Raw genomic sequence first — 24,212 nt, 5'->3', positions numbered from 1 at the left:
GACCCACGGCAACGTCCCCACACCGAACCGAACGCTCAACTACCGTCCTGGACACGGCCACCAGGACCGAGCCACCTCATTGTGTTAGCCGCTATAAGTCTCCATTGAGGTATGCCGGTGACGTCACCATCGAAGACGTGAGGTTGCTTGATTCATTCCTCAGGGATCGCATTGCAGCGTTGTCCCGTGCGGAACGAGGCAGTGACGAGCGGCAGGTAGCGCGAGCTGTGAAGAGCGCGCTATTGCTGTTCGTTGAAACCCTTGAGCATGCACTGCCACTCGCCGGTGCTGCGGCTAGGAAGGGGGAAGTCGAGGAATCCCTCCGTCTCCAAGTTTGCATCGGATGGAATGCCCTGTGGTCTCTGGTGTCTCCGTGGCAAGGGCACGGCGGATACGATCGAAAGCGGTGGCGGCACGTAAAGTACTGGGATGGAGATCACGAAAGTGCGATGAAAGCTCGCCTGGGTTAGCACTCCAGCCGAACCTCTGTATTTCTGTTAGCCAACGGCCTGGCGGTGGGGAGTGTAGCGGGGGTTGGGCATGCGCGGGAGCTGGTGGCTCCCCCTGACCGTGCTGCGGACCCCCGCGGCACTCACCCTCCTCAGCCTCACGAGCATCAACGTGGCGCTGCCGTCGATCCGGACCAGCCTGGACGCGGGCAGCACCGGCCAGTCCCTCATCCTGACGGTCTACACCCTCGTCTTCGCGCTCGTCCTCCTGCCCGCGGGACGGCTGGGCGATGAGTGCGGGCACAGGAAGGTCTTCGTCGCCGGCGTGGCGATGTTCGCCGCGGCGGGCACCTGGTGCGGGCTGGCCCCGAACATCACCCAGCTCGTCCTGGGCCAGGCCCTGGCCGGCGTCGGCGGCGGCCTGGCCATGACACCGGTGACCGCGCTGATACAGCTCCTCTGGGCCGGAGCGCGCACGGCCGTTCGGCATCCTGGGCGCCGTCTTCGGAGGCTCCAGCGCGGCCGGCCCGCTGCTGGGCGGCCTGCTCATCCAGGGCGGCGGAGACATCGGCTGGCGCCTGGTCTTCCTGGTCAACGTCCCCTTCGCCATCCTGGCGGCCATCCTGGGCGCCTTCGTCCTGCCCGCCTCCCAGCCGCGCGGCTCCCGCGGCAGCGATCCGGCCGGCCTCCTGATCTTCATCGCCGCCGTCATCGCCACGATGCTGCCGTTCTCCCTCGGAATCAGCACGTCGAACATCGCCCTGCTCGCCCTGGGACTGGCCCTGTTCGCCCTCTTCGTCGTGATCGAGCGGCGCCGGGAGCGCGCCGAGAGGTTCGCCATCGTCCCCCGGCGCCTGTTCCAGCAGCGCGCCCTGCCGATCGGCATCGTAACGACGTTCCTCGGATTCGCGGGCTTCACCGCCTCGTTCCTGATGCTCGCTCTGCTGTGGCAGGACGCCCTCGGCCACGACGCCCTCGAGGCCGGGCTGCTGATCATGCCCTTCGTCCTCGGCAGTGTGGTGAGCGCGATCAACACCCAGCGTCTGAGTAGGCGTTTCGGCACCAGCATCGTCACCGTCGGCCTCACTCTGATCGCCATCGGTCTTGCGTCCGTCGGAGTACTCGTGCTCACCGTGTCCGCAGCTTCCCTCAGCTTCTGGCTCATGCTCGTGCCGCTGCTGGTGGCCGGGCTCGGCGTCGGCCTGTCCGTGGGGCCCAACACCAATGCCTCGTTCGTCGAGACCGAGGGCCGGGATGCAGGAGTGGCCAGTGCACTGGTCACCACGGCCCAGCGCTGCGGCACCGCCGTGGGCATCGGCCTCCTGCTGGCCCTCTTCTCCTCCCTGCCCGGCGGTCCCACCGAAATGGACAACCAGGCCGTCGCAGCGTTCGTCACGGCTGGTTTCGCCGCCGCGGCAGCCCTCCTGATGATCGCCACCCGACGGAGCAATCTCGACACCAGCACCCGGTAGGCATGGGCTGAAGCCGCGGGGGCGCCGTCGCCCTGTGGCGGGAGTTGGCCGAGCGGCACATCACGGGAGTGTTCGACGGCACCCGCTGAAGGGACCTTGGCGCGCCCTGCAACCCTCAGGGCCGGTGCGCCAGGGAGCGCGGCGGGCGCTTCGTGCGCATGGAAGCGTTTCCGGCGCCGCTCAACATCACCCAGATGGCAGTCCGTCAGTGCCAGTAACGCTCTACAGGTTGCGATAAAACCGTACAAAGAAGCATGGTGCGGTCGACGTAAAGTTACGCCTAGTCACTCATCGTGCCGTTCCCATCAGGTTCCCACCTAGGACAAAACCACCCCTCCGCGACACTCGCGGAGGGGTGGTATGTCCAATTACCTGACACTTTGCCGTGCCCCCGGCAGGATTCGAACCTGCGACACCCGCTTTAGGAGAGGGATTCTCCGATCACGGATAGGGGCTGATCACACGCCCTGCGGTTGCACGCGTGTAGATCATTTAGGAGGTATTTAGGAGGTCAACTCTACGGGCCGTGCTTGCGGAGGTCCACCCGTCCCCACAGCGTCCGCAGCCCGACGTTGCGCATCGCCGACCAGAACACCTCCTCCAGCCCGTCGAGGCGCTCGGCGCGCATCGCCGGAGTCGGCTTCTGGTAGTGCCGCTTGATGCCCGGCCGCCGGTGGCCGGCCGCCTCGAACGCGAGCGGCTCCTTCACCCCGATCTCCGCCTGGAGCGTGTCGTGCAGCGCCCGCAGCGCCCGCATGTCGAGGCCGGGAAGGATCGGCTCCCACGCCGCCCGGTACGCCACGCCCTGCCGCTTGGGCCGCTCGTCGCGCCCGTCGCAGGCCGGCCTGAACGCGCGCGACCAGTTGCCACGCCGCCACGGCTTCCCGGACGGGGTGGCGAAGATGCGCTCGTGCGGCCAGTCCGCCAGGTGCGCGCGCAGCAGCGCCGCCAGGAATGGCGGGACGTCCACGTCCCTCGTCGAGCCGTCGTTCTTCGTGGGCTCCAGTCGCAGCTGCCAGCCCAGCTTGCGGCCGTCCTTGTCCCTCAGCTGGTACTCGGCGAACTCCTCGGTGATCCGCAGGACCGGGCAGACGAACTCACCGGCGCCCCACTGCTGCCGCCGCAGCAGCAGTGAGTTGTCGCGGTGCAGTCCGAGGCCCTCGCCCCACCGCAGCCCCCCGAAGGCCGTGGTGAGAACGTGCACGCCGACGGCCGGGCCCAGGCGCTCGGCGACGAGCACGGCGTCCTCCGGCCGTACGCCGCCATCCCGTTGGATCTTCGGAGGCTTCGGCCGGGCCGCATCGCCGGACGTCGCCCTGGTGCGGCGCCGGCCGAACAGCGGATTCACCTTCACGTACTCGGCGTCCACGGCCGCGGTCATGATGGTGGACATCAGGCTGACGCAGTGCCCGCGGGTGACGTCCTCGACGGGCATGGTCTGTTGCCACGTGTCAACGTCGAACCACGTGATCTTGCCGAGCGGTGTGCCTTCCCACCTCGGCAGGATGTGGTTGTCGAGCCGGTCCCAGCGCGTGCCGTCCGTACGACCGCGCTTCTCCCTCGACTTCATGAACGTCCGCGCGAACTCGCCGAACGTCGTGGTGCGCTTCCCGGGGTCAATCCAGGTCCCCTCCCGGATCAGCCGCTCCTGCTCCTCGCCCCACGCGACGGCCAGCGCCTTCGTCGGGAAGCCGCTCTCGGATCCCTCCCTGCCGTCCGGCAGCTTGTACTTGCAGCGCCAGGTGAACTGCTTCGTCTTGACGCCGTTCCTGACCTTGTAGACCTTCTCTGCCCAGGCCATACAGCCCCCTGTTCCTGTCGCCCGGCCTACGCACACTCGCCGGTGATGCTGCGGACCGCGGGCGTGCGTTCCCACCACGGAGACCTCTCGGACTGCCTCCGGGTGATGTGGCCGGCGCCGCGCGCGCTGATCAGATCAGCGCGCACCGTGTAAGCGATGTACTCCGCATGGTCGTCGACCGCGACCAGGTCGTCGCCTTCCATGATGGCCCGCCTCTCCATGGTGATGGGGATGCGCGGGCCGGGTGCGGCACCGGGCGGACGAGGGCGCCAGCGGATCGCCTGGAGCGTGAACAACTCGGCGAACGCGATGGCGCCCAGATCACTGATGTCGTCGTAGTGGAAGTGGAACCGGCAGCCACTTCCGTCTTCGTAGTCCTCGATCCAGGGCTTGAAGTAGTCCTCGCCCTGGGCATGCCTCTCCACCTCGATCGTGAGCATGACCGATGCTCCGTTCCGCCGAGCGGTGCCCCCCTCTCGGTGACGGTCTGTGCATGCAACCACACGGACGGCTGTAATGCACGTACCTCGTACGGATCAGTCAGGAGTCTGCAACCTCGTCAGCCTCCGGAGGTACGTCGGCGGCCAGGCCCTGGAGGTAGCGGCGGGCCTTGCGGTACCGCGCGGCGATACGCGCGATCTCCTCGGGAGTCGCGCCCTTACGGCCCTGGAGGACCACGATCACGTGCCCGTCGTCCTCGTCGGGGCCGAGGTTGATCACGGCGGATTCGAGTGTCTCGCCCGTGCGCAGCTCGTACTCGACGGCCGGCGGAAGCGGCAGGCCCGACGACGGCACGGAGGGCGGGGGCTCCTCGTCGGCCTCGGACCCGGCGGCCGGGGTGCCACCCGCGTAGATCTCTTCGGCGCGGCCGTCGGGCCAGCCGAGCAGCGCGGCGTAGTCGCGGACCGTCCGGTTGACCTTGGTGAACTTCCCGGCCTCGATGTTCTGGACCGTCGTCCGGCTCGCGCCGAGCAGGTCAGCGGCCTCCGGCTGGGTGAGCCGAGGCCGGCGCGCCTCGCGCGACGCCTGCAGTTGAGCGCCCAGCCTCTTGGTTCCCTCATCCATGAATCGACATTGTGGCACACCGGGTTGCATGCCCATAGCTCAGATTCGGCGCATTGACCTGGGCTTTATTAGGCACTTTGCGCACGGTTGGTTGCATCACGCGCCGCGCGGACACCACCGCGCGCCCCTCGCTGCCCACATCACGTGCCAAGAATGTAGGCAGACTGCTTGCATTTTGTAGGCAGGCTGTGCCAAGAATGTAGGCGTGAAGCCCAACGGACCAATGATCAGAGGCATCCGCCAAGGCAGAAAGCTGAGCCTTCGTGAGCTCGAAGCTCAGACCGGCCTGAACCGCGGATACCTGTCCCGCCTGGAACGTGAGCAGGTGCAGGACGTCGGCTCTGAGCAGGTCCGCCGGGTCGCCGAGGCCCTCGACGTAGACGAGGCCCTCCTGATCGTCACAGAGGAGACCACGCCGTGACCGCCAAGGCCACGAGGACGCGCAGGGCCCCCGCAAAGGCCCCGAAGACGCGCAACTCCCCCCACGTCAGCGCCAGTTCGGCCGAGGCCGAATTCCGCCGCTGGACGCCGGACGAGGTCGCCGCGCTGCAGCTGCTGCCCTACCGCAGCGCCCGCATCGTCCGCGAGAAGTGCTACCGCCGCGAGCTCCACCACCACCGCGACGGCGGCCGCATCACCTTCACCGCTGAAGACCTGCGCCTCAACAACCAGCTCGGCGCCGTCCAGCCGCTCAGCGCCTGACCGGCCCCGAACGCGCCGAAGGGCCGCTCCGACTTCCCGGCCCGAGCAGCCCCCGACCGGCGCCCCCACCACAGAGAAAGCAGAGGTCACCGTGACCACCGAGACTACCGCCCCACCGACCGCGCTGGCCGCTCAGGCCAATGCGATCGCCGCGCTCACCGCGCTCCTCGACCAGCACCCCGGTCTGCCGGCCGCGTACTTCACGGTCGAGACGCCGCACTACGGCCTCCCGGCCCGGCTGGACATCCAGCTGCACATCCACGAGTTCGAGCCGTGGCGCGAGGCCCTCGGCATCGACACCGCCGACGTCCAGCTGCACGTCACCGTCTCCAACCTGTGGGTCAGCGCTGAACTGGAACGCACGGGCGTCCCCCTCCACGTCACCGCGTTCGCCAACCCGCTGACGCCCGAGCAGCACAGCATGCCCCGCGAGCAGGCCGAGGTGACGGCATGAGCCCCCTCGCCACGCTCCGCACCTTCGACGGCTCCGAGTGGGAGCTGCGCGCCACCACCCAGACCGGCACCGCCCTGTACGCGGTGAAGGGCGCCCCGAAGTGCTGCCCGCCGTACGTCATGGCCACCCTCGCCGAACTCGCCGAGCACGGCATCCAGAGCACCGAACTTGCGGCCGCCGTCACCGAGCTGGGCGCCCTGCCCGTCCCGGCCGGGGACGCCGCAGCGCCGCTGGCCGTGTTCCGGGCTCAGCACGACTCGATCGTGATGGGCCTGTACACCACGGCGGCTGAGGCCCGGAAGCACTGCGAAACCGAGCTCCGCCACGAGTGGCCGGACTCCCTCCTCGACTGGATCGAGGACGAGGAGGACGGCATCGCCGAGCTGGTCGCTGAGTCCGCCGACGGCGAGAACCCGACGGGCTACGTCGTGACCGCGCTGGAGGTCGCCGCCGTGTACGACGAGGGGGCCGACGAGTGAGCGCCGGCCGAAGCCGCGGAAGCGACCGCTTCACCACCGCTGGCTCCAAGAACACTGCCGCCGAACTCGCCGCCGCCACCCGCGTCATCCGCACGACGGTAGAAGACAAGGACGGCCAGGACCTCCTCCTCGACATCCTCGGCCTCACCAAGCCGCGCAAGGGCCGCCCCACGGTGGACTACGGCCACGGCGACCGCCGCACCTACAACAAGGGCTGCCGCTGCGACGCCTGCCGCGAAGCACAGCGCCAGTACTGCGCCAAGCAGCGCGAGAAGCGGGCCAAGAACCCGGCCCGGGCGGACCGAGCGGGCCACGGCAAGGTCGGCACCTACCGCAACTACGGCTGCCGGTGCGCGGCCTGCAAGGCGGCGAACACCGACACGACCCAGGCCTACCGCTCCCGCCAGCGCACACGCGCAGCCGTGCAGAGAGGGCCGCCTGATGCCCGAGCCGATCACCCGCCGCGCGTACCTCCTCGCCGCTGTGCAGCGCGAGCCGGGACCCGTCAGCACCCAGCGCGCCGCCCAGCTCCTGGAGGGCTCGCCGTGGTCGACGAGCGGCCGCAACACCGTCCGCAAGGACCTGCGGGCCTTCGCCGCCCGCGGACTCCTGCACCCCTGCCGCCTGCCCGACGGCCGCCGCGCCTACCAACCGACCAGCAAGGACAGCAACTCATGAGCACCCGCACCCTCCCGCACGACCCGTACATCGCCGCCATTGGCGACGCCCTCGCCTCCGCGGGCCTGGAGCTCACCGACCACTGCTGGACCGACGACTGCGAGACCCGCGGTACGTACTGCTACCTCAACGCCGTCATCACCCTCGACCCGTCCGGCTCCATTGCCTCCGGCGACGAGGGCGACGCGGCCTGGCCGCACGGGCTGATCCTGATCTGGGAGTGGCACACCGGCATCGAGGCCGAGTACGGCGAGCCTGACCGCGGCCCCATCTGGCAGTTCGCCGAACTGAAGGGCGACAGCTCCAACGACTTTCCGACCGAGCTGCCTGTCTACGGCTACGCCAGCCCGGCCGCCGTCGTCGAGGCCGCCCGCAAGGTGATCGACCGCAGCATCGGCGCCGGCCACTTCTTCAACGGCGGCCGGGCGGCCTGGGACGGCGGGATCATCGGCGACTCCTGGGAGCGCGCCGACGAGCTGAACGCCGCGTGCGAGGCCTGGGGCAAGACCGAGGGCGCGGCCTGATGACGCGCACCAGTGGCTCCGACGAGGTCGGCGAGAAGCTCGCCGAGCGCATCGCCGACTTCATCGTCGACACCGCCGTCAACAGTCCCCGCTCGCTGCAGAAGCGGCTCGGCCCGTCCGAGGTCGGTGACCCGTGCGAGCGACGCCTCACCTACAAGCTGCTCGACTGGCCCGCCGCCGTGACCGAGCAGGACCCGGCCGCCAGCATCATCGGCACCGGCTTCCACTCCTGGATGGAAGAAGCCTTCGAGCGGAAGCAGGCCCCGCTGCCCGACGGCCGGCCGCGCTACCGCATCGAGGAGCGCGTTACCGTCCGGCCCTCGCTCGTCGAGGGCGCCGTCGTCGCCGGGTCCTCCGACCTGTACGACCGGGCGACCGGCACCGTGTGGGACTGGAAGCTCGTTGGCCACACGTCGCTCGACGAGTACCGGCGCAAGGGCCCCGGGCCGCAGTACCGCACCCAGGCGCACCTGTACGGCCTCGGCCAGGAGAACGACGGCGAGACCCCGAAGCGCGTGGCGATCTGCTTCGTCGGCCGCTACCACGAGCTGCGCGTCCACGTCTGGACCGAGCCGTACCAGCGGCAGATCGCCCTCGACGCGCTCGCCCGCCTCGACCACATCAAGGCCCGGCTCACCGCCTCCGGCGACGCCAACGCCCCCTACGACCACGCCTGGTGGTCCCAAGTCCCCGCGAGCGAGCAGGCCAAGTGCCGGTTCTGCCCGTGGTTCAAGCCCGGCGCCACCGACCTCACCGTCGGCTGCCCCGGCACCGCACAGCCTGCCGAATCCCGGCACGGCTTCGAATCCCTCATCGCATAAGCAAGGAGCATCAGCATGGACGCGAACAGCTTCCTCATGGGTGGCGGCGGCGCCCCCACCGCCAAGTTCCCCACCCCCGGAACCGTCGTCGGCGGCCACATCACCGAGCCCCCGCAGGTCGAACAGCAGCGCGACATCCAGAGCGGCGAAAAGAAGTTCTGGAACGACGGCAACCCGATGATGCAGCTCGTCGTCACCGTCCAGACCGACCAGCGCGACCCCGCCATCGACGAGGACGACGGCAAGCGGCGCATCTTCGTCAAGGGCCAGATGAAGAACGCCGTGGCCGACGCCGTCCGCGCCGCGAGCGCGAAGGGCCTCGAGGTCGGCGGCATCCTCCGCGTCCGCTACACCCACGACGGCGAGCAGAAGCAGCGCGGCTACAGCGCGCCGAAGCAGTACGAGGCGCACTACACGCCCGCGGCGGCCGCGCAGCTCCAGAACCAGCCCGCTGCGACGGCACCGGCCGCGCCGCCCGCGCAGGCGTACGGGCAGGTGCCGCCCGGGGTGAACCCGGTCACCGGCGAGATCAGCGCCCAGGCGCCCGCCGGCCTCGACCCGCAGCAGTACGCGGCCGCCCAGCAGAACCCGAACACGGCCGCGCTCCTGCACCAGGTGCCGCCGCAGCCCGGCCCGCAGGCCGGCGGCGAACCCCCGTTCTGATCCCGGCCCCGCCCACGCCGTCCCGCCGCCGCAGCCTCGCCGCGCGGCGGCGGGACGGACCAACCCACCAGAGAGGACCGGGCAGTGACCGACCGCCCGTACACCGACGAGGACCTCCGCGCCGAGGCCGCCCGCCAGCACACCGCCCTCACCGACGACCCCGACTTCATGGGCGTCGGCGAGCAGATGGAGGGCCGCCGCATCCCGTCCACCGACGACGGCCTCGGCGGCATGGGCTGGGACGGCCTGCCGAACGAGCACTACGACGAGGCACGGCGGAAGATCCACGACCTGATCAACAGCGCCGCCAACGTGTCCGAGTGGGCCATCGGCCTCGGCGCGGACGGGCTGGAGCCCGGCGGCCACTCCCTCACCGTCGGCGCCGCTGACAAGCCCATCGCCCGGATCCACTTCGCGTTCGAGCCCGGCATGCCCGAGCGGATGCGGATCGCCCTCGTCGAGGGCCTCGGCCAGTTCATCGCCAACGCCCTCTAGCCACCCCACCAGCAGAGAGAACACGTCATGTCCAAGGTCACCATCGACGCCGAGACCGCCCGCCACGTCCTCCACCACTACGGACGCCCCGGCGGCTTCCGGCCCGGCCGGTTCACCGTCCTCCTCATGGAGGCCATCGACGCCGCCGACGTCGTCAACACCGCGCGCCTCGCCACCGCCTACCCCGAGCTGGTCGCCGCGATGGACATCGCCGCCAACCGCCCGGACGGCACCGCCCGCCTCCAGCGCATCGCCGGCATCCCGGCCGCCACCACCAACTGACCAGCGAGGAAACGACCATGGCCTTCATCGGACACCGCTGCGCCTGCGGGCACAACGACCTCAACCACACCAAGAGCGACACGGGCAAGCAGATCTGCACCGCGAAGGCGGGTGCGTCCTGCGGCAAGAGCTGCAAGTCCCAGAGCGAGTCCGAGGTGATGCCCACCTTCGACCGCAGGGGCCTGCGCATCAAGCGCGTCATCGCCCCGGGCGACGGCCTGGAGACCGAGAGCGGCAGCCCCGTCGTCCGCACCTGTGCGTGCGACGCCTGCCAGGCCCTCTACGAGCAGCTCGCCCCTGCCGCCTGACCCTCCTCGTCCAGGGCGGCCCGGCCTCTCCACGGGCCGCCTTCTCCGCCCGCCGCCGCCCCGCTTCCCCCACGGGGACGGCGGCGGGCAACCACAGCAAGGAGCACACACCTTGAGCACCACGCCGGACACGCTCACCACCGCCCTCGCATGGCACCGCGCGGGCGCGAGCGTCGTGCGCGCGGCCGCCGACGGCACCAAGGCCCCCCTCGGAGGCTGGAAGCCGTACATGAAGGAGCGCGCCAGCGCCGAGCAGCTGCACGCGTGGTTCGTTGGCGGGCACCCCGGCATCGGCCTGGTCCTCGGCGAAGTCTCCGGCCACCTGGAGATGCTGGAGTTCGAAGGCCGCGCCGTCACCGAGGGCGTCGCCCGCGAGTTCGGCGAGATCTGCAACGACTCCAGCATCGGCGACCTGTGGCAACGGCTGCGCGAGGGCTACCTCGAATCCACCCCGTCCGGCGGCGCCCACCTCATCTACCGCGTCACTGGCGGCCCCGTCCTGCCGAACACCAAGCTCGCCCGCCGCCCGGCCAACGCTGCCGAGCGGGAGGCCAAGCCGCGCGACAAGGTCAAGCCGCTCATCGAGACCCGCGGCGAAGGCGGCTTCGTCGTCGTCGCCCCCTCACACGGGCCCGTCCACCCCAGCGGCGGCGCCTGGCGCATCGTCAACGGCGGCCCCAACACCGTTCCCGTCATCACCGCCGACGAGCGCGACGCACTCTTCGCCGTCGCCCGCATGCTCGACCAGATGCCCGCCGTCGCCGAGCAGCCCGCCCCGGCAACCGACGCTGCGAACGCCTTCCTCCTCGGCGGCGGCCAGGCCCTCGAGGAACCCGGCGCCCTCTCCCCGCTGGACGACTTCGAGCGCCGCACCCCGTGGGCCGACATCCTCAAGCCGCACGGCTGGACCCTCGTCCGCTCCTCCGGCCAGACCTCCTACTGGCGGCGGCCCGGCAAAGACCAGGGCATGATCTCCGCGACCACCGGTCACGCCGCCGACCGCGACCGCCTGTACGTCTTCTCCACCTCCACCGAGTTCGAGCCCGAGCGCCCCTACACCAAGCCCGGCGCCTACGCCGTCCTCAACCACGGCGGCAACCACTCCGCCGCCGCCGGTGAACTCCGCCGCCAGGGCTACGGCAGCCCCCGCCAGCCCACCCGGCACCTCGCCGTCGTTCCCCCGCAGCCCGCGCCGGCCACCGACGGCACCGCCGCCCTCCAGGTCGACGAGGCCGCCCCCGCCGCCGCCAGCCAGTGGCCCGAGACGTTCACCGACGACGGCAACGCCCTCCTCTACGCAGGCCACGTCGCCGAGCAGCTCCGCTACGTGCCCGAGCGCGGCATGTGGCTCACCTGGTCCGGCCACCGCTGGGCCTGGGACGAAGCAGGCCACGCCGTCGAGCTCGGCCGCGCCCTCGTCCGCGCCCTCGACACCCGACGCTTCGCCGACAACGACGACCTCCTCAAGGCCGCCCGCAAGCACAAGAACAGCAGCCTGAGCCGCAACCGCATCGGCGCCATGGTCGGCCTCGCCCAGTCCGACCACCGCCTGGTCGCCCGCGTCGGCACCCTCGACTCCGCCCCCCGCCACCTCTGCACCCCCGGCGGCATCGTCGACCTCACCACCGGCGCCATCACCCCCTGCACCCCCGACGGCATGCACACCCGCTCCACCCCCGTCGCCCCCGACCCCCACCACCCCACACCCCGCTGGAACGCCTTCCTCACCGACACCTTCGGCGGCGACCTCCACATGATCGGCTTCGTCCAGCGCCTCGCCGGATACTCCGCCAGCGCCGACACCGGAACCCACGTCTTCCCCTTCCTCCACGGCGCCGGCCAGAACGGCAAGTCCGTCCTCATGGACGTCCTGCGCCACCTCCTCGGCGACTACGCCGGACCCGCCCCCGCCGGATTCCTCATGGCAGGCAAGCAGGAACACAGCGAGGAGATCGCCCGCCTCCAAGGCCTGCGCCTGGTCGTCGCCTCCGAGATCGACCCCTCCGCCCGCTTCGACGAAGCCAAGCTGAAGGAACTCACCGGCGGCGACACCCTCACCGCCCGCTACATGCACCAGGGCTTCTTCACCTTCGAACCCACCCACCACCTGTGGCTGATGGGCAACCACCAGCCCCGCGTCAAAGCGGGCGGCAACTCCTTCTGGCGGCGCCTGCGCCTCGTCCCCTTCGAGCACATCGTGCCCGAGGACAAGAAGGTCGAGAACCTCGCCCGGATCCTCCTCGACGAGGAAGGCCCCGGCATCCTCGCCTGGATCATCGCCGGAGCCATCGCGCACTTCGCCGGTGGAGGCCTGCGCGAGCCCGCCTCCGTCAAGGCCGCCACCAACGCCTACGCCGCCGAAGAAGACCACATCGGCCGCTTCCTCGAGGAGCGCTGCGTGCGCGGCCCCGCCGCCCACGTGCGCACCGCGACGAAGCTCGTGCGCTCCGCCTACGAGGAGTGGTGCCACGCCGAGGGCGAGCCCTCCATGGACGCCCGCACCTTCGGCAGGGAACTCGCAGCCCGCGGCATCGTCCGCAAGACCAGCAACAACAAGTACTTCTACCCCGGGCTCGGCCTGCTCGCCGAGGGCGACGTCGACGAGCGCGAAAGCTGGTGACCGCCGTGGGCAGTGCCGTTGCAGTGCCGTTCAGTGCCGTTGCAGTGCCGTTGGCAGTGCCGTTGAAAACCGCCCGTTCTCGCAGGTCACAGGCATGCAGTGCCGTTAGTGCCGTTGAATTCCCCTATTGCGCTCACACGCACACGCGCGCGCACATGGGGCGCCGACTTTGTGCGACTTCAACGGCACTAACGGCACTGATCGCCCGGAAACCCGTCTCCACCTGCACAGACGTCAGTGCCGTCACACCCGTCACCAACGGCACTGCAACGGCACTGGCAACGGCACTGCCCACCCGGTGGCCCCGATGACCGCCCCCCGCTGGCCCAAGCCGACCGCCGCCGACCACGCCCAGGCGTCCGCCGAACAGGTCCGCGAACAGCCCTGCCCCCGATGCGGAGCCCCGACCCTCACCGCCCGCACCCCGGACCGCGTGTGCGCCGTCGACGTCCGCGCCAACCCCACGCCCCTCGACCCCACCGCCGAGATCCTCGCCCGCCTCGCCGGACGCCTCACCTGGTGCCTCACCGGCGGCGCCAACATCCCAGCCCGCATCCGCTGGCGCGACCGCTGGCACATCGCCGCCGGCGCCTGCACCCACACCGTCATCGCCGACCACCACTGCCAGCCGCACTACGTCCAGGAGAGCCTCGGATGACCAACCCCCAGAAGGCCAAGGGCAGCGCCTGGGAGCGCGCCATCGTCACCGCCCTCCAGACCGCCGGCTGGCCCTTCGCCGAACGCCGCCTGGCTGGATCGTCGAAGGACCGCGGCGACATCGCCGGGGTCCCCGGCGTCGTCATCGAGGCCAAGAACACCGCCACCCGGAAGCTTGCCGAGTGGATCGACGAGGCCGACCTGGAACGCGCCAACGACGGCGCCTGGCTCGGCGTCGTCTGGCACAAGCGCGTCGGCCGCGCCTCCGCCGCCGACGGCTACGTCACCATGACCGGCGCCCAGTTCCTTGCCCTCCTCGGCCAGGCCCTCGACATCCAGCCGACCCTGCCCGCCGAGGACGGTGAAGCGGCATGACCGAGCAGGCCGCGGCCGTCACCGGCATCCCGGCCGGCCTCACCGTCCGCGGCCTCGACCGCGACCAGACCCCCATCGCCGACTGGCTGTGCTCCTGCGGCCACCACGAACGCGCCACCGGCCGCGACCCGGTTCGCGACCTGACCGCTCGCGCCTGCCCCGGTCGGTGCCCACACCCCACGGCGGCCGCATGACCATCGCCGCCCTCCGCCGCCTCCTCGACGAGATCGACGAGCAGGGCGGCCCCGAAGCAGCCCGACAGAACCGACTCCACCTCCCCGACAACACCCAGGAAGGAACCAGCCCCATGGCCCAGCCCATTCCGCAACTGCCACCCGCCGACCACAAACCCGCCCTGGCCCCCACCGAGGCGATTCCCGTCGGCCACCTCCTCAAGTGGGGCGACGAGCACCCGGACGCCGACGTCCGCGACCAGGCCGCCCGCGCCCGCATCGCCCTTACCGGCCTCCGCCGCAGGCACGTCGCCGACCAGGAGCTGGCCGCCGTCACTGCTGAGGCCGAGCAGCTGGAGAAGCGGCTCGCCGAGCTGCGGGCCCGCGAGGCCGAGCTGGCGCCGACCAAGCCGAAGCGGAAGCCGCCCGCGCGCGACTACGACACCCGCACGGTGCGCGCCTGGGCTGCCGAGCAGGGCGTCGAGTGTCCGCGGGTTGGCCAGATCCCGAAGCGCGTACTGGACGCCTGGCGGGCCTCGCTGCCGCAGGCCGGATGAAGCACGCACGACCGCCCCGCAGTCGAAGTGCGGGGCGGCCACCCACCCATCACACCACGGAGGACACCGTGTCCGAATCCCGCCTCACCGCCGCCGACCTCGACGCCATCGAAGCCCGCGCCAACGCCGCCTACCCCGGCCCCTGGCACTGGCGCGGCAACACCGAAGCCCGACATTTCCGTCTCCAGTCCCCGACCAACGGCGGGATGACCGTCATGGACTTCGTCCGCTACGGCATGAACGGCGCGCAGCCCCGGTTTGCGATCGACGGGATCATGCACAAGGCCGAGGAGCTCGTCGAGTACGAGGTGGCCGCCTGGTCGAAGGACATCTACCGCAAGGACGTCTCCGGCATCGGCCATCCGGACGCCCAGTTCATCGCCCACGCCCGCGAGGACGTTCCCGCCCTCCTCGCCGAGATCCACCGTCTCAAGGAGCAGCGGAAGTTCCTCCTCGCGCAGCTCGCCAAGCGGGACGCCGAGACCGGCCGCGGCGATAAGGCACTTCGTGAGTTCCTCTCGGCTGATCCCGAACTTGCCGAGACGACCACCACCGAGCAGCCCGCCGAAACCTGCGGCAAGTGCAAGAGGCCGTTCAACCCCGCCGACCCCCGATGGGACGGCAGCGCCAGGTACGCCAGTACGCCGTTCTGCCGCCGCTGTATCGACGCCTGCCACGAGGCCAGCGACGCCTTCCACCGCTGCGTCATCTGCGACCGCTGACCATCCCGCCCGACCACACCACGGAGGAATCCATGACCGCCCGGCAGATCAGCCTTGACCAGCCCCGCCGGATCCAGCGCCGCCGTATCAAGGGCTGGCGCGCCCCGGCCGGCGCCGTGTACGTCGGCCGCGGCAGCGTCTGGGGCAACCCGTGCACGCAGGTCCGCATGCCCGCACTCGACGGTGCCGAGTGGGAGCGCGAGGGCCGCCTCGGTAAGACCTCCGGGCAGCGGCACGCCTTCGTCCACCCGGACAAGACGATCACCTGGCACCTCGTCCAGGACGCCACTCCCGAGCAGGCGGTCGCCATGTACCGCCAGTCGCTGGCCGAGCGCCAGGACCTGGCCGAGAGGGCGCGCCAGGAGCTGAGGGGCCGGGACCTCATGTGCTGGTGCCCGCCCGGCCAGCCGTGCCACGCCGATGTGCTGCTGGAGCTGGCGAACGAGGCCGACGAGCAGTGAGCAACAGGACAGCCGCCCCGCAGTCGAGTTGCGGGGCGGCCTCCCCACCCATCACACCACGGAGGAAGACATGCACGAGACCCGGCTCACCTGCCTCAGCCCCAAGGACGCCGCTGCCGTCGTCGAGGAAGGCACCCGGCCCGGCGACACCGTCCACACCGTCCGCCAGGACGGCGCCACCGTCGTCATCGGCTACTTCGACAAGCGCTGGCCGCTCGACGTCGCCGACTGGGCGGCCGAGAACGGGCACGCCTCCGACTCGGCCGCAGCCCGCGTGATCGCGGGGCTGTGATGGTCACCCGCCCGCGCTGTGCCCGCGGCCACTGGCTCCCCACCACCGCCCAGCCCGGCTCGCCCTGCCACTGCACCCTCGTGCCGCGCGCTCGCAGATCCCGGCCGCGCGACCACCACGACCTGTGGGGCCAGGGCCGCTACATCGCCCACCGCCGCATGACCACCATCCGCCTCGCCGGGAGCTACCTGTGACCCTCATCGACCGCGCTCGGCGCTTCCTGTACTTCTGCGCCGGCGCCTTCACCGTCTACTGCGCCACCAACAGCGCCCGCGCCGGTGCCCCCTGGTACGCCGTCGCCTTCCTCGCCGTCACCGCCCTCCTCATCACCGCCGACCTGCGGGACTACCTCGACGCCAACGAACGCCACGCCGCAGCCGTACAAGCCGAACGCGCCAGCCGTCTCAGGGCCCGCGAAGACGAGCGACGGATGCGGGAGGACGCCGACACGCTCGCCGCCCGCCGCGCCCCGCTCACCCCCGAGCAGGTCCTTGGCGCCTCGACTGACGGCCCGCAGTGTGTCTGTGACGCCCCCATCGAGTGGTGGACCGGCCTCGGGGAAGCGGGGTGGATCCACAGCCCCGGCTCCGATACGCGCTGCCTCGAGGCGCAACTCGCGTACCGCACAGCGCCGCCCGCCGAAGCCGAGCAGCTCCTGCGCTGGGGCCGCCGCGAATCCCTCCTCGTCCTCGTTACCCGAATCCAGCGCGGCCGCACCCTCACCGACGACGAAGCCCGCACCCTGCGCGAGCACGTGGAGATGGAGATGCGCGAGGCCGAGACCGCGCGCGCCGTCGCGGCCGGAAACCTGAAGCACGTGCGGATCCTCATTCCCGAGCTGGAGCAGGCGCAGGCCGCCATCGGACGCGCCGAGGACCTCGCTGCCCGGTGGGACCGGGCCCTCGCCCCGGACAAGTCGTACGCCCGAGCTCTACGGCGCGCCCTCGACGGCTCCGACCAGTCCACCATCCAGAAGGACAGCGCGTGAACTGCACCCTGTGCGAGGACCAGGCCGGTGAGGCGTACCTGTGCGAGCGCGACACCCGCGCGCTCGCCGGGCGCCTCGCCGACCTGCCCACCCTGTACGCCGAGGTCGCCGAGTGCCTCGTTCCCCGCCAGCGCGGATGGGGAGAGATCGTCGCCACCAAGAGCGCGGCCGGCCCCCGCTCGCCCCTCGACGAGGACGTCCTCGACACGGTGAACACCGTGCGGGCCGCCGAGGTGATCCGGTCGTGGCGGATCGACGTCCAGCGCGTCCGCTGGCCGCACCACTCGGCGCCGGCCCCGGCCGGGCTCGCCGCGGACTGCCGCTGGCTCGGCATGGAGCTCGACTGGATCGCCGCCGAGTACCCGGCTGCCGGTGACCTCGCCCGCGAGGTGCGGGAGCTGGAGAAGCAGGCCCGCACGATCGTCGGCGACCCCGTCCCGCGCCCGCAGAGGCTCGGCCTGTGCATCGCCGTCACCGACGCCAAGGGCACCGTGTGTGGCGCCGTCCTCGCCCGCCTGCCCGGCGGCCCGGTGCGCTGCCGGTGGTGCCGCACCGAGTACCGCACGGAGACGGATCTGCTGCTTCTGCGGCACTACCAGCCGAAGTTGACGGCGTGACACCCCCAACGGATATCGCACAGGGTGTTGCATGTAACCCCCTGTGCGATATCCTCGAAGGGATGGAAGCGATCCCCTGGAGGGACAGACTCCGTCAGGAAGACGCGCTGCTGGAACAGCTCGCCGCCCAGACGGAAGCAGCCCTCAAACGACGCGCGGCAGCCCTCAAAGACGGGGCCGCCGAACTCGGCAGCGTCTACGCCGTGGCCCAAGACATCGGCCTCAGCTGGACCGCCGTAGCAAGGGCGATCAAGAAACACACAACCGAATAGACGAGGGCCGGACGGCAGCTCTCCCAGGTGCTGGAACACCCGGGAGGCGCGCGCACCGCCCGACCCTCTACCGAACTACCTGATCAGAGCAGGAGTCGGCATGACCGATCATTTCGCGGGCCCCAGCGCGCCCGCAAGTTCCCCGTCCCTCACCGAGCTGCACCGCCTCTGCGCCGAGGACTTCGCCAGCAGCGCCGACCGCCGCGCCCAGGACCACCGCGACGACGCCGACCTGCTCGCCTACGCCGCCGAGGCGGTGGCCGCGCGATGACCACCCGCGAACTCACCAACGGGCAGGGCATTGTCCTCGGCGCCGCCACCACCGCCATGGCCGTCGTCGGCGGCATCGGCGCCACCGGCACCTACAGCAACGTCGTCGCCGAGTTCCACCGCCAGGCCACCGCCGCCGGCGTCGTCGCCGCGGGCGAAGGCCTCACCCTCATCCTCGCGCTCACCATGCTCGGCCTCACCATGCTCAACCAGTCCGCCCCCGCCTGGGTGCGCATCGGACTCTGGCTCGCCCCCATCGCCGCCAGCGGCACCGGCCTGGCCATCGCCGACAGCCCCCGCGAGCGCGTCGTCTACGCCATCACCCCCCTCGCCATGTCCGGCGCCGCCGAAGGACTCGGCCTCATCGCCCGCCGCGTCGTCATCTACCGCACCGGCCGCGACGCCGAAGCCGACCGCCGCAACGCCGCCACCGTCCAGAAGCTTGCCTACCAGCAGGCCCTCGCCTCTGGGCACCCCGACGAGGAGACCCGCGAGGACGCCACCCGCAAAGCGTGGAAGCTGATCGGCCGCGTCGGCGTCGGCGACCCGCAGCTCGGCCAGGACCTCATCGAGGTCTCCCGTGACAAGCTCACCGCAGGCGCCGGCCACGCCCTCGGCCAGATGCTCGCCCTGCCCGCAACACCCCACAAGCCTGTTGCGCCCGCCCCGCGCTCGGCCTCCGCGACCGACGTCCTGCGGACCCGGTTCGCCACCATGGACCCGGCCGATGCCATCCGCCTCGCAGCCGAGGCCCGGCCGGATGCGGCCCCCGGTGAACTGGCCACCATCCTCGGCACCTACAACGTCCACGTCGACGCCGCCGCGGTCGCACTGGTCCTCGGCAACGAGCCCGCCCAGTACACCGTCGACCGCCCTGATGCGGCTGTTGCACCCCAGGTCAGAGAACTGCCCGCGCTCAACGTGCAGGGCGCCGTCGAGGAAGCCGCAACCGCCCTCGGCGAAGACGCCTCAGCCCGCGACATCGCCGGGCACCTCGAGCGCACCCGACGGCTGATCGTCCCCGAGAACCACATCCGCACCGCCCTCTCCAGGGCCGCGAAGAAGACCGAGGCGCCACCGGCCGCAACGCCCGGCAACGACCAGATGCGAGACGGCTACAACTGATGGCCCTCGCGGTGTTCTTCGCAGGCTCCGCCCTGGTCGCCCTCTACGGGCTGTGCGCCGTGGCGCTCCACGACGTCCCCCGCATCACCGGGACCGTCGCCTTCATCCTCACCCTCGCCGCGCTCGGCGTGGCCGTCCTCCGCTAAGGAACCGGCAATGGCACTGCCGCCCCTCGACATCCCCACCTACGGCCTCGTCTCCCTCGGCGGCGTCACCACCGGACTCTCCCTCTTCGCCTGGGACTTCACCCGCTGGTGGACCAGTCACAAGAAGCGGCTCGCCCCCAAGGCCCTCACCGCCCTGGCCCCGCAGATCCTGTGCCTGTCCTACGGCGCCCTCCTCATCCTGTCCGTCGGCGGAATCATCGGCGGGGCCGCCGACTGGTCCCTGTGGGGCACCAACACCGTCGGCGACATCGCCCTCGTCTACGGCTTCGGCTCAACCACCCCGACCGTGACCCGCGCCAGCCATCTCGCCCTCACCCCTGGCGGCCACGCCGCCGTCATCGTCATCAGCGTCGTCATCCTCGCCGTATGCAGCCGCCGGGGCTTCCGCTGGGACTTCGTCCGCCAGATCCTCGCCGGAATCAGCCTCGGCCTCGCGTCCAGCATCGCCGGAGTCGTGGGCTGGGCCGTCGCGCCTACCGTGTCCTGGGCCGGCGACTACGTGGTGGGGCTGCTGTGAAGGCGCGTAAGCCCCACGAGGCACCCGGTGAGGCCGCCGAGGAGACAGCGGGGGAGGGCAACGAGCCAGCCAGCCGCGGCCCGGCCGTCGTGCTGTCCGTGATTGCTGCGGTCGGCGCCTGGCGCACCATCGTCGCCTTCCCCGAGGTGGCCTACGTCGTGGTCGGAAGCATCGGCACCGTAGGCGTGCAGAAGGCACGGGCCTGGCGGGTGAGAAGGACGGACGGCGACGAGGACCTGGCCGTCGAGGACGCCGCGCAGCCCGACGTCGTCGGAGCACTCCGCCGCCTCGTCGGCGACGACAAGGGCGTCCTCCTCACCGTCCTGCAGAAAGACCTTGGCCTCCCCGACACGAAGGCCGTCAAGGCGCTCCTGGAGGCCGAGGGCATCCCATGGAAGGCGTCGCGCACACGAGACGGCAATGGGCCGGCCGTACGTAAGGAAGCCATCCCGCCCGCCCCCTCCCCTTCCCCTGCCGACGCCCATAGCGATGGTTGTTGTTGCAGGTCAGCAGACAACGGCAACAGCAACAACGGCGAAGCCGAGCAATCCCAAGAGGGGATCCGTGTAGAGCGCACCGACGGCGGACTGGTCATCTACGACCTCGCCGACGCCCACCGCCACCACGGCCTGACCCGCCAGTAGACCCCGGAGCGGCCGCCCGCCTGGCAGCTAACCGGCCGCCCCGGTCCCATCCCGATCTCACGAGACAGGACCACCATCATGGCACTCGGATTCCCCAAACCGATCAAGAAGGATGACCCCAGGCTCAAGGGACACGAGACCGTCTACCAGCCGTCCCGAGGCGGCTGGTTCAAGCCCGACAAGAAGCCCGTCCCCGGTACCCCGAAGCCCAAGAACACCTGACCTTGCTGCGCCCCACCGCACCCCCTGCGGTGGGGCGCACGCGCATCATGGGGTCATGGAGTCGCAGATCCTTCGCCCCGGCTACCTGACCGCCCACCAGGCCGCCCGCGTCCTCGGTGTCGACCTCGCCACCGTCCGCCAGCTCGTCCGCCGCGGCAAGCTGGCCCGCGCCGGAGGCACTCCCCGCCAGCCCTGGTACGCCACCGAAGACGTCGCCGCCTACGCCGCAAGCCGTACGACAGCCAAGTCCGCTTGACCCGCAGGTCAGCACGGTGTCACGATCTCCGTGTACAGCCATGCCCGCACGACGGGCACCACAGACCACAGCGAAGCCCCGGTGACCTGAACACCGGGGCTTCGTCGCGTACCTCGGTTAGTCGTGCTTCCGGCGCCACGGCCGGCCTTCACCCCCGGGTCGCACCGTCACGTCTGGCACCTGCCCCGTACGCCGTGCCCTGGTCGTACCCGCCACCGCCCCCACCATCAGGCAGGCCGCGGGCAGCAGCAGGATCAGCCAGCCCTTGATGACGGCCGCAAACACGAGGACCAGCCCCGCCGCGAACACCCCGAGCGCCCAGTCCGAGCGTCCCCCACCAGCCACGGCAACCCCCTTCAGTCGTAGGGCGCACACGGTAGTGGAGGAGCCATGGTCAAGTCCGCACGCTGGCGCGTCTGCTCCACCCCTGGCTGCCCCGAGTACACCCAGCAGGGCAAGTGCGAGCAGCACCGGCGAGCAGCAGAGCAGCGCCGAGGCAGCGCGCGACAGCGCGGCTACGACGCCGAGCACGAGAGCCGCTTCCGCAAGCCGATCCTTCAGCGTGATCCGACGTGCGTGTGCGAGGCCGAGGACCACGGACACGGCCGACCTTGCGGCGAGCCCTCCCGCCACGCCGACCACCACCCCCTTGACCGGCGAGCCCTGGTCGCCGCCGGCCTCGACCCCAACGAACCGCGCCACGGGCGAGGGCTGTGCGGTCCGTGCCACAGCCGGCACACGGCGAGCGAGCAGCCTGGTGGGTGGAACCGGTGACAGGGCGTCAGGCTGATCAGGGGAGATCGTCACAGAGGGTCACATTTCCATGATCAACCGGTGGGGGTGGACCCATGATCATGATCTTTTGGGGGACCGCCGGGGAGGTGCCTGCCAGGTCTGCCGGGTTCAGAGCTTCCGGTGATCTTGCTCCGCTGTCACGCAAGGTGACGGCGCCGATGCCGCGCAAGGCGGCCAACTGGAGTGATCAACATGGCGAAGGGTGGAGCACGCTCCCGGTCCGGCCCGGCCCCCAACCCCGAGGCGCTGCGGCGCGAGCGGGATGCCGGCGAGTGGACGATCCTGCCCGCCGAGGGCCGCCAGGGCGTCTCGCCCGACTGGCCGCTACTCGGCCTCAGCAACCGTGAGTCGGAGCTGTGGACCCGTCTCTGGCGGACGCCGCAGGCCCTGATGTGGGAGCGGTACGGACAGGAGCTGGAGGTGGCGCTGTACATCCGGCGACTCGCCGAGGCCGAGATGCCGGAGTCCGCGGTGAATCTGTCCACGCTGGTGCGGCAGATGGCCGACAGCCTCGGCTTGACCAGCCCGGGGATGCGGGCGAACCGGTGGCGCATCGAGCGTCCCAGCGAGGACGACGAGACGCCTTCGGGCCCGACGCCGACGATCGCGCCGACCTCGGCGCGGGCCAGGCTGAGGGCGGTGTCCGGTGGTAGCGGCTGACGACGGCACCTGGTCGCTCGACTTCCCGGCCCTGTTCGTCGTCCCGGACTGGATCACCCGGCACTGCCGCCTCCAGTCCGTCGGCGGCCTGGACGACAGCCCGCTGCCGTTCGAGATGTACGACTGGCAGCTGCGCATCACGGCCAACCTCTACCGCGTCAAGCCGACCGCCGAGCTGGGCCAGCTCGCAACCGCCTTCCACTACCGGCGGGCGCAGGCCGTGGCACCGCAGAAGTCCGGCAAGGGGCCGTGGGCTGCGTCCATCGTCGCGGCCGAGGCCGTCGGCCCGGTGCTCTTCGGGGGCTGGGCGAGTGGCGGCGAGCGGTACCGGTGCTCGGACCACCGGTGCGGCTGCGGCTGGGTGTACGAGTACGAGCCGGGCGAGCCGATGGGCCGGCCGTGGAACAAGCCGCTGATCCAGATCACGGCGACGTCCGAGGACCAGACCGACAACACGTACCGGCCGCTTCAGGAGATGATCCGTAACGGGCCGCTGGCCGAAGTGATGCGGGTGGGCGAGCAGTTCATCCGGCTCCCGAACGACGGCCGGATCGACGTCGTTACCTCCAGCGCCCAGAGCCGCCTGGGTAACCCGATCACCTTCGCGTCGCAGGACGAGACCGGCATCTGGACCGAGGGCAACGGCATGACGAAGGTGGCCACGACGCAGCGCCGCGGTCTGGCCGGCATGTCGGGGCGCTCGCTGGAGCAGACGAACGCCTGGGACCCCACCGAGAACTCGGTGGCGCAGAAGACGGCGGAGACCAAGGTCAAGGACGTGTACCGGTTCCACCGGCTGCCGCCCAAGGATCTGGACTACGCCAAGAAGCCCGAGCGGCGGAAGATCCACGCCGTGGTGTACCAGGGCAGCCATCACGTCGACCTGGACTCCATCGAGGGCGAGGCCGCCGAGCTGCTGGAGAAGGAGCCGGCGGAGGCCGAGCGCTTCTACGGCAACCGGATCACCGCAGGCATGGGTGCCTGGCTCCAGCAGGACCGGTGGGATGCCCGGCTCGGTCGCCGGACGATTCCGGACGGTGCCCGGATCGTGCTCGGCTTCGACGGCTCGGACGTGGACGACTGGACCGGGCTGCGGGCGGAGACGCTCGACGGCTACCAGTTCACCCCGCGGTACGGTCCGGACCGGCTGCCGTGCGTCTGGAACCCGGCCGAGTGGGAAGGGCAGGTTCCGCGCCTGGAGGTCGACACCGCGTTCCGGGAGATGTTCGAGCGGTACGACGTCGTTCGTGCATACGTCGACCCCCCGTACTGGACCAGCGAGGTCGCAGCCTGGCAGGCCAGCTTCGGCGAGAAGCGCGTGACGGAGTGGCACACGAACCGGGTGGTGCAGATGCACGCCGCGTGCGAGCAGCTGCTCACGGACGTCACGAAGAAGGACTCCGCGTTCTGGCACGACGGGTGCGAGACCACGTCCATCCACGTGCGTAATGCCCGCAAGGCTGCGCGTCCGTCGAACCGCTACGTGCTGAGGAAGGCCACGGTGCTCCAGAAAATCGACCTGGCCGTCTGTTCGGTCCTGGCCCATGAGGCGGCCCAGGACGCCATCGCTTCGGGGCAGGCCGAGCCGCCGCCTACCTACTACGCCTACACGGCCTGAGAGGGGGCGAG

The 24,212-nt window shown here is 70.8% G+C and carries 37 protein-coding genes and 1 pseudogene; 34 read left to right on the top strand and 4 right to left on the bottom strand.

The window, feature by feature from the left end:
* Positions 1–540: 540 nt before the first annotated feature.
* A pseudogene (locus ACIRF9_RS32590) lies at positions 541–1,921 on the top strand (MFS transporter).
* Between the two features lie 517 nt (positions 1,922–2,438).
* Here ACIRF9_RS32590 and ACIRF9_RS32585 read toward each other — a convergent pair.
* The 3 genes from ACIRF9_RS32585 to ACIRF9_RS32575 form a co-directional block, all read right to left on the bottom strand.
* The gene (locus ACIRF9_RS32585; RefSeq protein WP_403829423.1) at positions 2,439–3,722 is read right to left on the bottom strand and encodes a hypothetical protein; all 1,284 of its coding nucleotides are present in this window, start codon (positions 3,720–3,722) and stop codon (positions 2,439–2,441) included.
* A 26-nt stretch (positions 3,723–3,748) separates the two neighbouring features.
* Positions 3,749–4,162, bottom strand: coding sequence for a hypothetical protein (locus ACIRF9_RS32580; RefSeq protein WP_403829421.1), 414 nt, complete (start codon positions 4,160–4,162; stop codon positions 3,749–3,751).
* 100 nt (positions 4,163–4,262) lie between these two features.
* Positions 4,263–4,787, bottom strand: coding sequence for a helix-turn-helix transcriptional regulator (locus tag ACIRF9_RS32575; RefSeq protein WP_403829419.1), 525 nt, complete (start codon positions 4,785–4,787; stop codon positions 4,263–4,265).
* Between the two features lie 205 nt (positions 4,788–4,992).
* Here ACIRF9_RS32575 and ACIRF9_RS32570 point away from each other — a divergent pair, with 205 nt between their 5' ends.
* The 30 genes from ACIRF9_RS32570 (at position 4,993) to ACIRF9_RS32425 (ending at position 21,128) form a co-directional block, all read left to right on the top strand.
* Entirely contained in the window at positions 4,993–5,208 is a 216-nt protein-coding gene (locus tag ACIRF9_RS32570) for a helix-turn-helix domain-containing protein (protein WP_403829417.1), read from the top strand.
* Positions 5,205–5,489, top strand: a complete 285-nt coding sequence (locus ACIRF9_RS32565; RefSeq protein WP_403829414.1) for a hypothetical protein — start codon at positions 5,205–5,207, stop codon at positions 5,487–5,489. Before ACIRF9_RS32570 ends, ACIRF9_RS32565 begins: the two co-directional genes overlap by 4 nt.
* A gap of 91 nt (positions 5,490–5,580) precedes the next feature.
* Entirely contained in the window at positions 5,581–5,943 is a 363-nt protein-coding gene (locus tag ACIRF9_RS32560; RefSeq protein ID WP_403829411.1) for a hypothetical protein, read from the top strand.
* Complete coding sequence (locus tag ACIRF9_RS32555; protein WP_403829409.1) at positions 5,940–6,422, top strand: hypothetical protein; 483 nt, start codon at positions 5,940–5,942, stop codon at positions 6,420–6,422. The genes ACIRF9_RS32560 and ACIRF9_RS32555 overlap by 4 nt, the downstream gene beginning before the upstream one ends.
* Before the next feature lie 441 nt (positions 6,423–6,863).
* Entirely contained in the window at positions 6,864–7,100 is a 237-nt protein-coding gene (locus ACIRF9_RS32550; protein ID WP_403829407.1) for a hypothetical protein, read from the top strand.
* Positions 7,097–7,624: a hypothetical protein gene (locus ACIRF9_RS32545; protein ID WP_403829405.1), complete on the top strand. Its 528-nt coding sequence runs from the start codon at positions 7,097–7,099 to the stop codon at positions 7,622–7,624. The genes ACIRF9_RS32550 and ACIRF9_RS32545 overlap by 4 nt, the downstream gene beginning before the upstream one ends.
* Positions 7,624–8,445, top strand: a complete 822-nt coding sequence (locus ACIRF9_RS32540) for a hypothetical protein (protein WP_403829403.1) — start codon at positions 7,624–7,626, stop codon at positions 8,443–8,445. The genes ACIRF9_RS32545 and ACIRF9_RS32540 overlap by 1 nt, the downstream gene beginning before the upstream one ends.
* Before the next feature lie 15 nt (positions 8,446–8,460).
* Entirely contained in the window at positions 8,461–9,108 is a 648-nt protein-coding gene (locus ACIRF9_RS32535) for a hypothetical protein (RefSeq protein ID WP_403829401.1), read from the top strand.
* 84 nt (positions 9,109–9,192) lie between these two features.
* A complete protein-coding gene (locus tag ACIRF9_RS32530; protein ID WP_403829399.1) occupies positions 9,193–9,603 on the top strand; it encodes a hypothetical protein in 411 nt (136 codons plus the stop codon).
* Positions 9,604–9,630: 27 nt separating this feature from the next.
* Complete coding sequence (locus ACIRF9_RS32525) at positions 9,631–9,885, top strand: hypothetical protein (protein ID WP_403829396.1); 255 nt, start codon at positions 9,631–9,633, stop codon at positions 9,883–9,885.
* A gap of 17 nt (positions 9,886–9,902) precedes the next feature.
* On the top strand, positions 9,903–10,193 hold the full coding sequence (locus ACIRF9_RS32520; protein WP_403829393.1) for a hypothetical protein: 291 nt from the start codon (positions 9,903–9,905) through the stop codon (positions 10,191–10,193).
* A gap of 112 nt (positions 10,194–10,305) precedes the next feature.
* A complete protein-coding gene (locus ACIRF9_RS32515) occupies positions 10,306–12,813 on the top strand; it encodes a phage/plasmid primase, P4 family (RefSeq protein WP_403829391.1) in 2,508 nt (835 codons plus the stop codon).
* 307 nt (positions 12,814–13,120) lie between these two features.
* The gene (locus ACIRF9_RS32510) at positions 13,121–13,471 is read left to right on the top strand and encodes a hypothetical protein (RefSeq protein WP_403829389.1); all 351 of its coding nucleotides are present in this window, start codon (positions 13,121–13,123) and stop codon (positions 13,469–13,471) included.
* Entirely contained in the window at positions 13,468–13,845 is a 378-nt protein-coding gene (locus tag ACIRF9_RS32505) for a hypothetical protein (RefSeq protein ID WP_403829387.1), read from the top strand. The genes ACIRF9_RS32510 and ACIRF9_RS32505 overlap by 4 nt, the downstream gene beginning before the upstream one ends.
* The gene (locus ACIRF9_RS32500; RefSeq protein WP_403829385.1) at positions 13,842–14,039 is read left to right on the top strand and encodes a hypothetical protein; all 198 of its coding nucleotides are present in this window, start codon (positions 13,842–13,844) and stop codon (positions 14,037–14,039) included. Before ACIRF9_RS32505 ends, ACIRF9_RS32500 begins: the two co-directional genes overlap by 4 nt.
* Complete coding sequence (locus tag ACIRF9_RS32495) at positions 14,036–14,575, top strand: hypothetical protein (protein ID WP_403829382.1); 540 nt, start codon at positions 14,036–14,038, stop codon at positions 14,573–14,575. Before ACIRF9_RS32500 ends, ACIRF9_RS32495 begins: the two co-directional genes overlap by 4 nt.
* A gap of 68 nt (positions 14,576–14,643) precedes the next feature.
* On the top strand, positions 14,644–15,297 hold the full coding sequence (locus ACIRF9_RS32490; protein WP_403829380.1) for a hypothetical protein: 654 nt from the start codon (positions 14,644–14,646) through the stop codon (positions 15,295–15,297).
* A 32-nt stretch (positions 15,298–15,329) separates the two neighbouring features.
* Positions 15,330–15,758 (top strand): DUF4326 domain-containing protein, encoded by a 429-nt coding sequence (locus ACIRF9_RS32485; RefSeq protein WP_403829377.1) that lies wholly within the window; start codon positions 15,330–15,332, stop codon positions 15,756–15,758.
* A gap of 70 nt (positions 15,759–15,828) precedes the next feature.
* Positions 15,829–16,050, top strand: a complete 222-nt coding sequence (locus ACIRF9_RS32480; protein WP_403829375.1) for a hypothetical protein — start codon at positions 15,829–15,831, stop codon at positions 16,048–16,050.
* Positions 16,050–16,244, top strand: a complete 195-nt coding sequence (locus tag ACIRF9_RS32475; RefSeq protein ID WP_403829373.1) for a hypothetical protein — start codon at positions 16,050–16,052, stop codon at positions 16,242–16,244. Before ACIRF9_RS32480 ends, ACIRF9_RS32475 begins: the two co-directional genes overlap by 1 nt.
* Entirely contained in the window at positions 16,241–17,038 is a 798-nt protein-coding gene (locus ACIRF9_RS32470) for a hypothetical protein (RefSeq protein ID WP_403829371.1), read from the top strand. Before ACIRF9_RS32475 ends, ACIRF9_RS32470 begins: the two co-directional genes overlap by 4 nt.
* Entirely contained in the window at positions 17,035–17,655 is a 621-nt protein-coding gene (locus tag ACIRF9_RS32465; protein WP_403829368.1) for a hypothetical protein, read from the top strand. Before ACIRF9_RS32470 ends, ACIRF9_RS32465 begins: the two co-directional genes overlap by 4 nt.
* Before the next feature lie 62 nt (positions 17,656–17,717).
* Positions 17,718–17,927, top strand: a complete 210-nt coding sequence (locus ACIRF9_RS32460) for a hypothetical protein (protein ID WP_403829366.1) — start codon at positions 17,718–17,720, stop codon at positions 17,925–17,927.
* A 100-nt stretch (positions 17,928–18,027) separates the two neighbouring features.
* Positions 18,028–18,198, top strand: a complete 171-nt coding sequence (locus tag ACIRF9_RS32455) for a hypothetical protein (RefSeq protein WP_403829363.1) — start codon at positions 18,028–18,030, stop codon at positions 18,196–18,198.
* Positions 18,195–19,322, top strand: a complete 1,128-nt coding sequence (locus tag ACIRF9_RS32450; RefSeq protein ID WP_403829360.1) for a hypothetical protein — start codon at positions 18,195–18,197, stop codon at positions 19,320–19,322. The genes ACIRF9_RS32455 and ACIRF9_RS32450 overlap by 4 nt, the downstream gene beginning before the upstream one ends.
* Positions 19,322–19,468: a hypothetical protein gene (locus tag ACIRF9_RS32445; protein WP_403829358.1), complete on the top strand. Its 147-nt coding sequence runs from the start codon at positions 19,322–19,324 to the stop codon at positions 19,466–19,468. Before ACIRF9_RS32450 ends, ACIRF9_RS32445 begins: the two co-directional genes overlap by 1 nt.
* A 10-nt stretch (positions 19,469–19,478) precedes the next feature.
* Positions 19,479–20,006: a hypothetical protein gene (locus tag ACIRF9_RS32440; RefSeq protein WP_403829355.1), complete on the top strand. Its 528-nt coding sequence runs from the start codon at positions 19,479–19,481 to the stop codon at positions 20,004–20,006.
* Positions 20,003–20,650, top strand: a complete 648-nt coding sequence (locus ACIRF9_RS32435) for a hypothetical protein (RefSeq protein WP_403829352.1) — start codon at positions 20,003–20,005, stop codon at positions 20,648–20,650. Before ACIRF9_RS32440 ends, ACIRF9_RS32435 begins: the two co-directional genes overlap by 4 nt.
* Before the next feature lie 78 nt (positions 20,651–20,728).
* Positions 20,729–20,872, top strand: a complete 144-nt coding sequence (locus ACIRF9_RS32430) for a hypothetical protein (RefSeq protein ID WP_403829350.1) — start codon at positions 20,729–20,731, stop codon at positions 20,870–20,872.
* Between the two features lie 55 nt (positions 20,873–20,927).
* Positions 20,928–21,128: a helix-turn-helix domain-containing protein gene (locus ACIRF9_RS32425; protein WP_403829347.1), complete on the top strand. Its 201-nt coding sequence runs from the start codon at positions 20,928–20,930 to the stop codon at positions 21,126–21,128.
* 117 nt (positions 21,129–21,245) lie between these two features.
* Here the strand turns inward: ACIRF9_RS32425 and ACIRF9_RS32420 are convergent, their stop codons facing one another.
* Complete coding sequence (locus ACIRF9_RS32420; protein ID WP_403829345.1) at positions 21,246–21,473, bottom strand: hypothetical protein; 228 nt, start codon at positions 21,471–21,473, stop codon at positions 21,246–21,248.
* Between the two features lie 45 nt (positions 21,474–21,518).
* On the opposite strand from ACIRF9_RS32420, the gene ACIRF9_RS32415 reads away from it, so the two are divergent.
* From ACIRF9_RS32415 to ACIRF9_RS32405, 3 genes are all read left to right on the top strand, one after another.
* Entirely contained in the window at positions 21,519–21,902 is a 384-nt protein-coding gene (locus ACIRF9_RS32415) for a holin (protein ID WP_403829343.1), read from the top strand.
* A 213-nt stretch (positions 21,903–22,115) separates the two neighbouring features.
* Positions 22,116–22,583 carry a hypothetical protein gene (locus ACIRF9_RS32410; protein WP_403829341.1) on the top strand — a complete coding sequence of 156 codons (468 nt, stop codon included), beginning with the start codon at positions 22,116–22,118 and terminating at the stop codon, positions 22,581–22,583.
* Entirely contained in the window at positions 22,570–24,201 is a 1,632-nt protein-coding gene (locus ACIRF9_RS32405) for a hypothetical protein (RefSeq protein WP_403829339.1), read from the top strand. The genes ACIRF9_RS32410 and ACIRF9_RS32405 overlap by 14 nt, the downstream gene beginning before the upstream one ends.
* Positions 24,202–24,212 lie beyond the last annotated feature (11 nt).

It is taken from the genome of Streptomyces sp. NPDC096132 (assembly GCF_044763345.1).
In the GTDB taxonomy this organism is placed as follows: Bacteria; Actinomycetota; Actinomycetes; order Streptomycetales; family Streptomycetaceae; genus Streptomyces.
This window is presented reverse-complemented; position numbering and strand designations above follow the sequence as displayed.

What these genes read in the sequence shown, in the direction of transcription:
- ACIRF9_RS32585 (WP_403829423.1), bottom strand. Translation starts at nt 3,722, where the DNA reads ATGGCCTGGGCAGAGAAGGTCTACAAGGTCAGGAACGGCGTCAAGACG.
- ACIRF9_RS32580 (WP_403829421.1), bottom strand. Translation starts at nt 4,162, where the DNA reads ATGCTCACGATCGAGGTGGAGAGGCATGCCCAGGGCGAGGACTACTTC.
- ACIRF9_RS32575 (WP_403829419.1), bottom strand. Translation starts at nt 4,787, where the DNA reads ATGGATGAGGGAACCAAGAGGCTGGGCGCTCAACTGCAGGCGTCGCGC.
- ACIRF9_RS32555 (WP_403829409.1), top strand. Translation starts at nt 5,940, where the DNA reads ATGAGCCCCCTCGCCACGCTCCGCACCTTCGACGGCTCCGAGTGGGAG.
- ACIRF9_RS32550 (WP_403829407.1), top strand. Translation starts at nt 6,864, where the DNA reads ATGCCCGAGCCGATCACCCGCCGCGCGTACCTCCTCGCCGCTGTGCAG.
- ACIRF9_RS32545 (WP_403829405.1), top strand. Translation starts at nt 7,097, where the DNA reads ATGAGCACCCGCACCCTCCCGCACGACCCGTACATCGCCGCCATTGGC.
- ACIRF9_RS32540 (WP_403829403.1), top strand. Translation starts at nt 7,624, where the DNA reads ATGACGCGCACCAGTGGCTCCGACGAGGTCGGCGAGAAGCTCGCCGAG.
- ACIRF9_RS32535 (WP_403829401.1), top strand. Translation starts at nt 8,461, where the DNA reads ATGGACGCGAACAGCTTCCTCATGGGTGGCGGCGGCGCCCCCACCGCC.
- ACIRF9_RS32525 (WP_403829396.1), top strand. Translation starts at nt 9,631, where the DNA reads ATGTCCAAGGTCACCATCGACGCCGAGACCGCCCGCCACGTCCTCCAC.
- ACIRF9_RS32520 (WP_403829393.1), top strand. Translation starts at nt 9,903, where the DNA reads ATGGCCTTCATCGGACACCGCTGCGCCTGCGGGCACAACGACCTCAAC.
- ACIRF9_RS32510 (WP_403829389.1), top strand. Translation starts at nt 13,121, where the DNA reads ATGACCGCCCCCCGCTGGCCCAAGCCGACCGCCGCCGACCACGCCCAG.
- ACIRF9_RS32505 (WP_403829387.1), top strand. Translation starts at nt 13,468, where the DNA reads ATGACCAACCCCCAGAAGGCCAAGGGCAGCGCCTGGGAGCGCGCCATC.
- ACIRF9_RS32500 (WP_403829385.1), top strand. Translation starts at nt 13,842, where the DNA reads ATGACCGAGCAGGCCGCGGCCGTCACCGGCATCCCGGCCGGCCTCACC.
- ACIRF9_RS32495 (WP_403829382.1), top strand. Translation starts at nt 14,036, where the DNA reads ATGACCATCGCCGCCCTCCGCCGCCTCCTCGACGAGATCGACGAGCAG.
- ACIRF9_RS32485 (WP_403829377.1), top strand. Translation starts at nt 15,330, where the DNA reads ATGACCGCCCGGCAGATCAGCCTTGACCAGCCCCGCCGGATCCAGCGC.
- ACIRF9_RS32480 (WP_403829375.1), top strand. Translation starts at nt 15,829, where the DNA reads ATGCACGAGACCCGGCTCACCTGCCTCAGCCCCAAGGACGCCGCTGCC.
- ACIRF9_RS32475 (WP_403829373.1), top strand. Translation starts at nt 16,050, where the DNA reads ATGGTCACCCGCCCGCGCTGTGCCCGCGGCCACTGGCTCCCCACCACC.
- ACIRF9_RS32460 (WP_403829366.1), top strand. Translation starts at nt 17,718, where the DNA reads ATGGAAGCGATCCCCTGGAGGGACAGACTCCGTCAGGAAGACGCGCTG.
- ACIRF9_RS32455 (WP_403829363.1), top strand. Translation starts at nt 18,028, where the DNA reads ATGACCGATCATTTCGCGGGCCCCAGCGCGCCCGCAAGTTCCCCGTCC.
- ACIRF9_RS32450 (WP_403829360.1), top strand. Translation starts at nt 18,195, where the DNA reads ATGACCACCCGCGAACTCACCAACGGGCAGGGCATTGTCCTCGGCGCC.
- ACIRF9_RS32445 (WP_403829358.1), top strand. Translation starts at nt 19,322, where the DNA reads ATGGCCCTCGCGGTGTTCTTCGCAGGCTCCGCCCTGGTCGCCCTCTAC.
- ACIRF9_RS32440 (WP_403829355.1), top strand. Translation starts at nt 19,479, where the DNA reads ATGGCACTGCCGCCCCTCGACATCCCCACCTACGGCCTCGTCTCCCTC.
- ACIRF9_RS32430 (WP_403829350.1), top strand. Translation starts at nt 20,729, where the DNA reads ATGGCACTCGGATTCCCCAAACCGATCAAGAAGGATGACCCCAGGCTC.
- ACIRF9_RS32425 (WP_403829347.1), top strand. Translation starts at nt 20,928, where the DNA reads ATGGAGTCGCAGATCCTTCGCCCCGGCTACCTGACCGCCCACCAGGCC.
- ACIRF9_RS32415 (WP_403829343.1), top strand. Translation starts at nt 21,519, where the DNA reads ATGGTCAAGTCCGCACGCTGGCGCGTCTGCTCCACCCCTGGCTGCCCC.
- ACIRF9_RS32410 (WP_403829341.1), top strand. Translation starts at nt 22,116, where the DNA reads ATGGCGAAGGGTGGAGCACGCTCCCGGTCCGGCCCGGCCCCCAACCCC.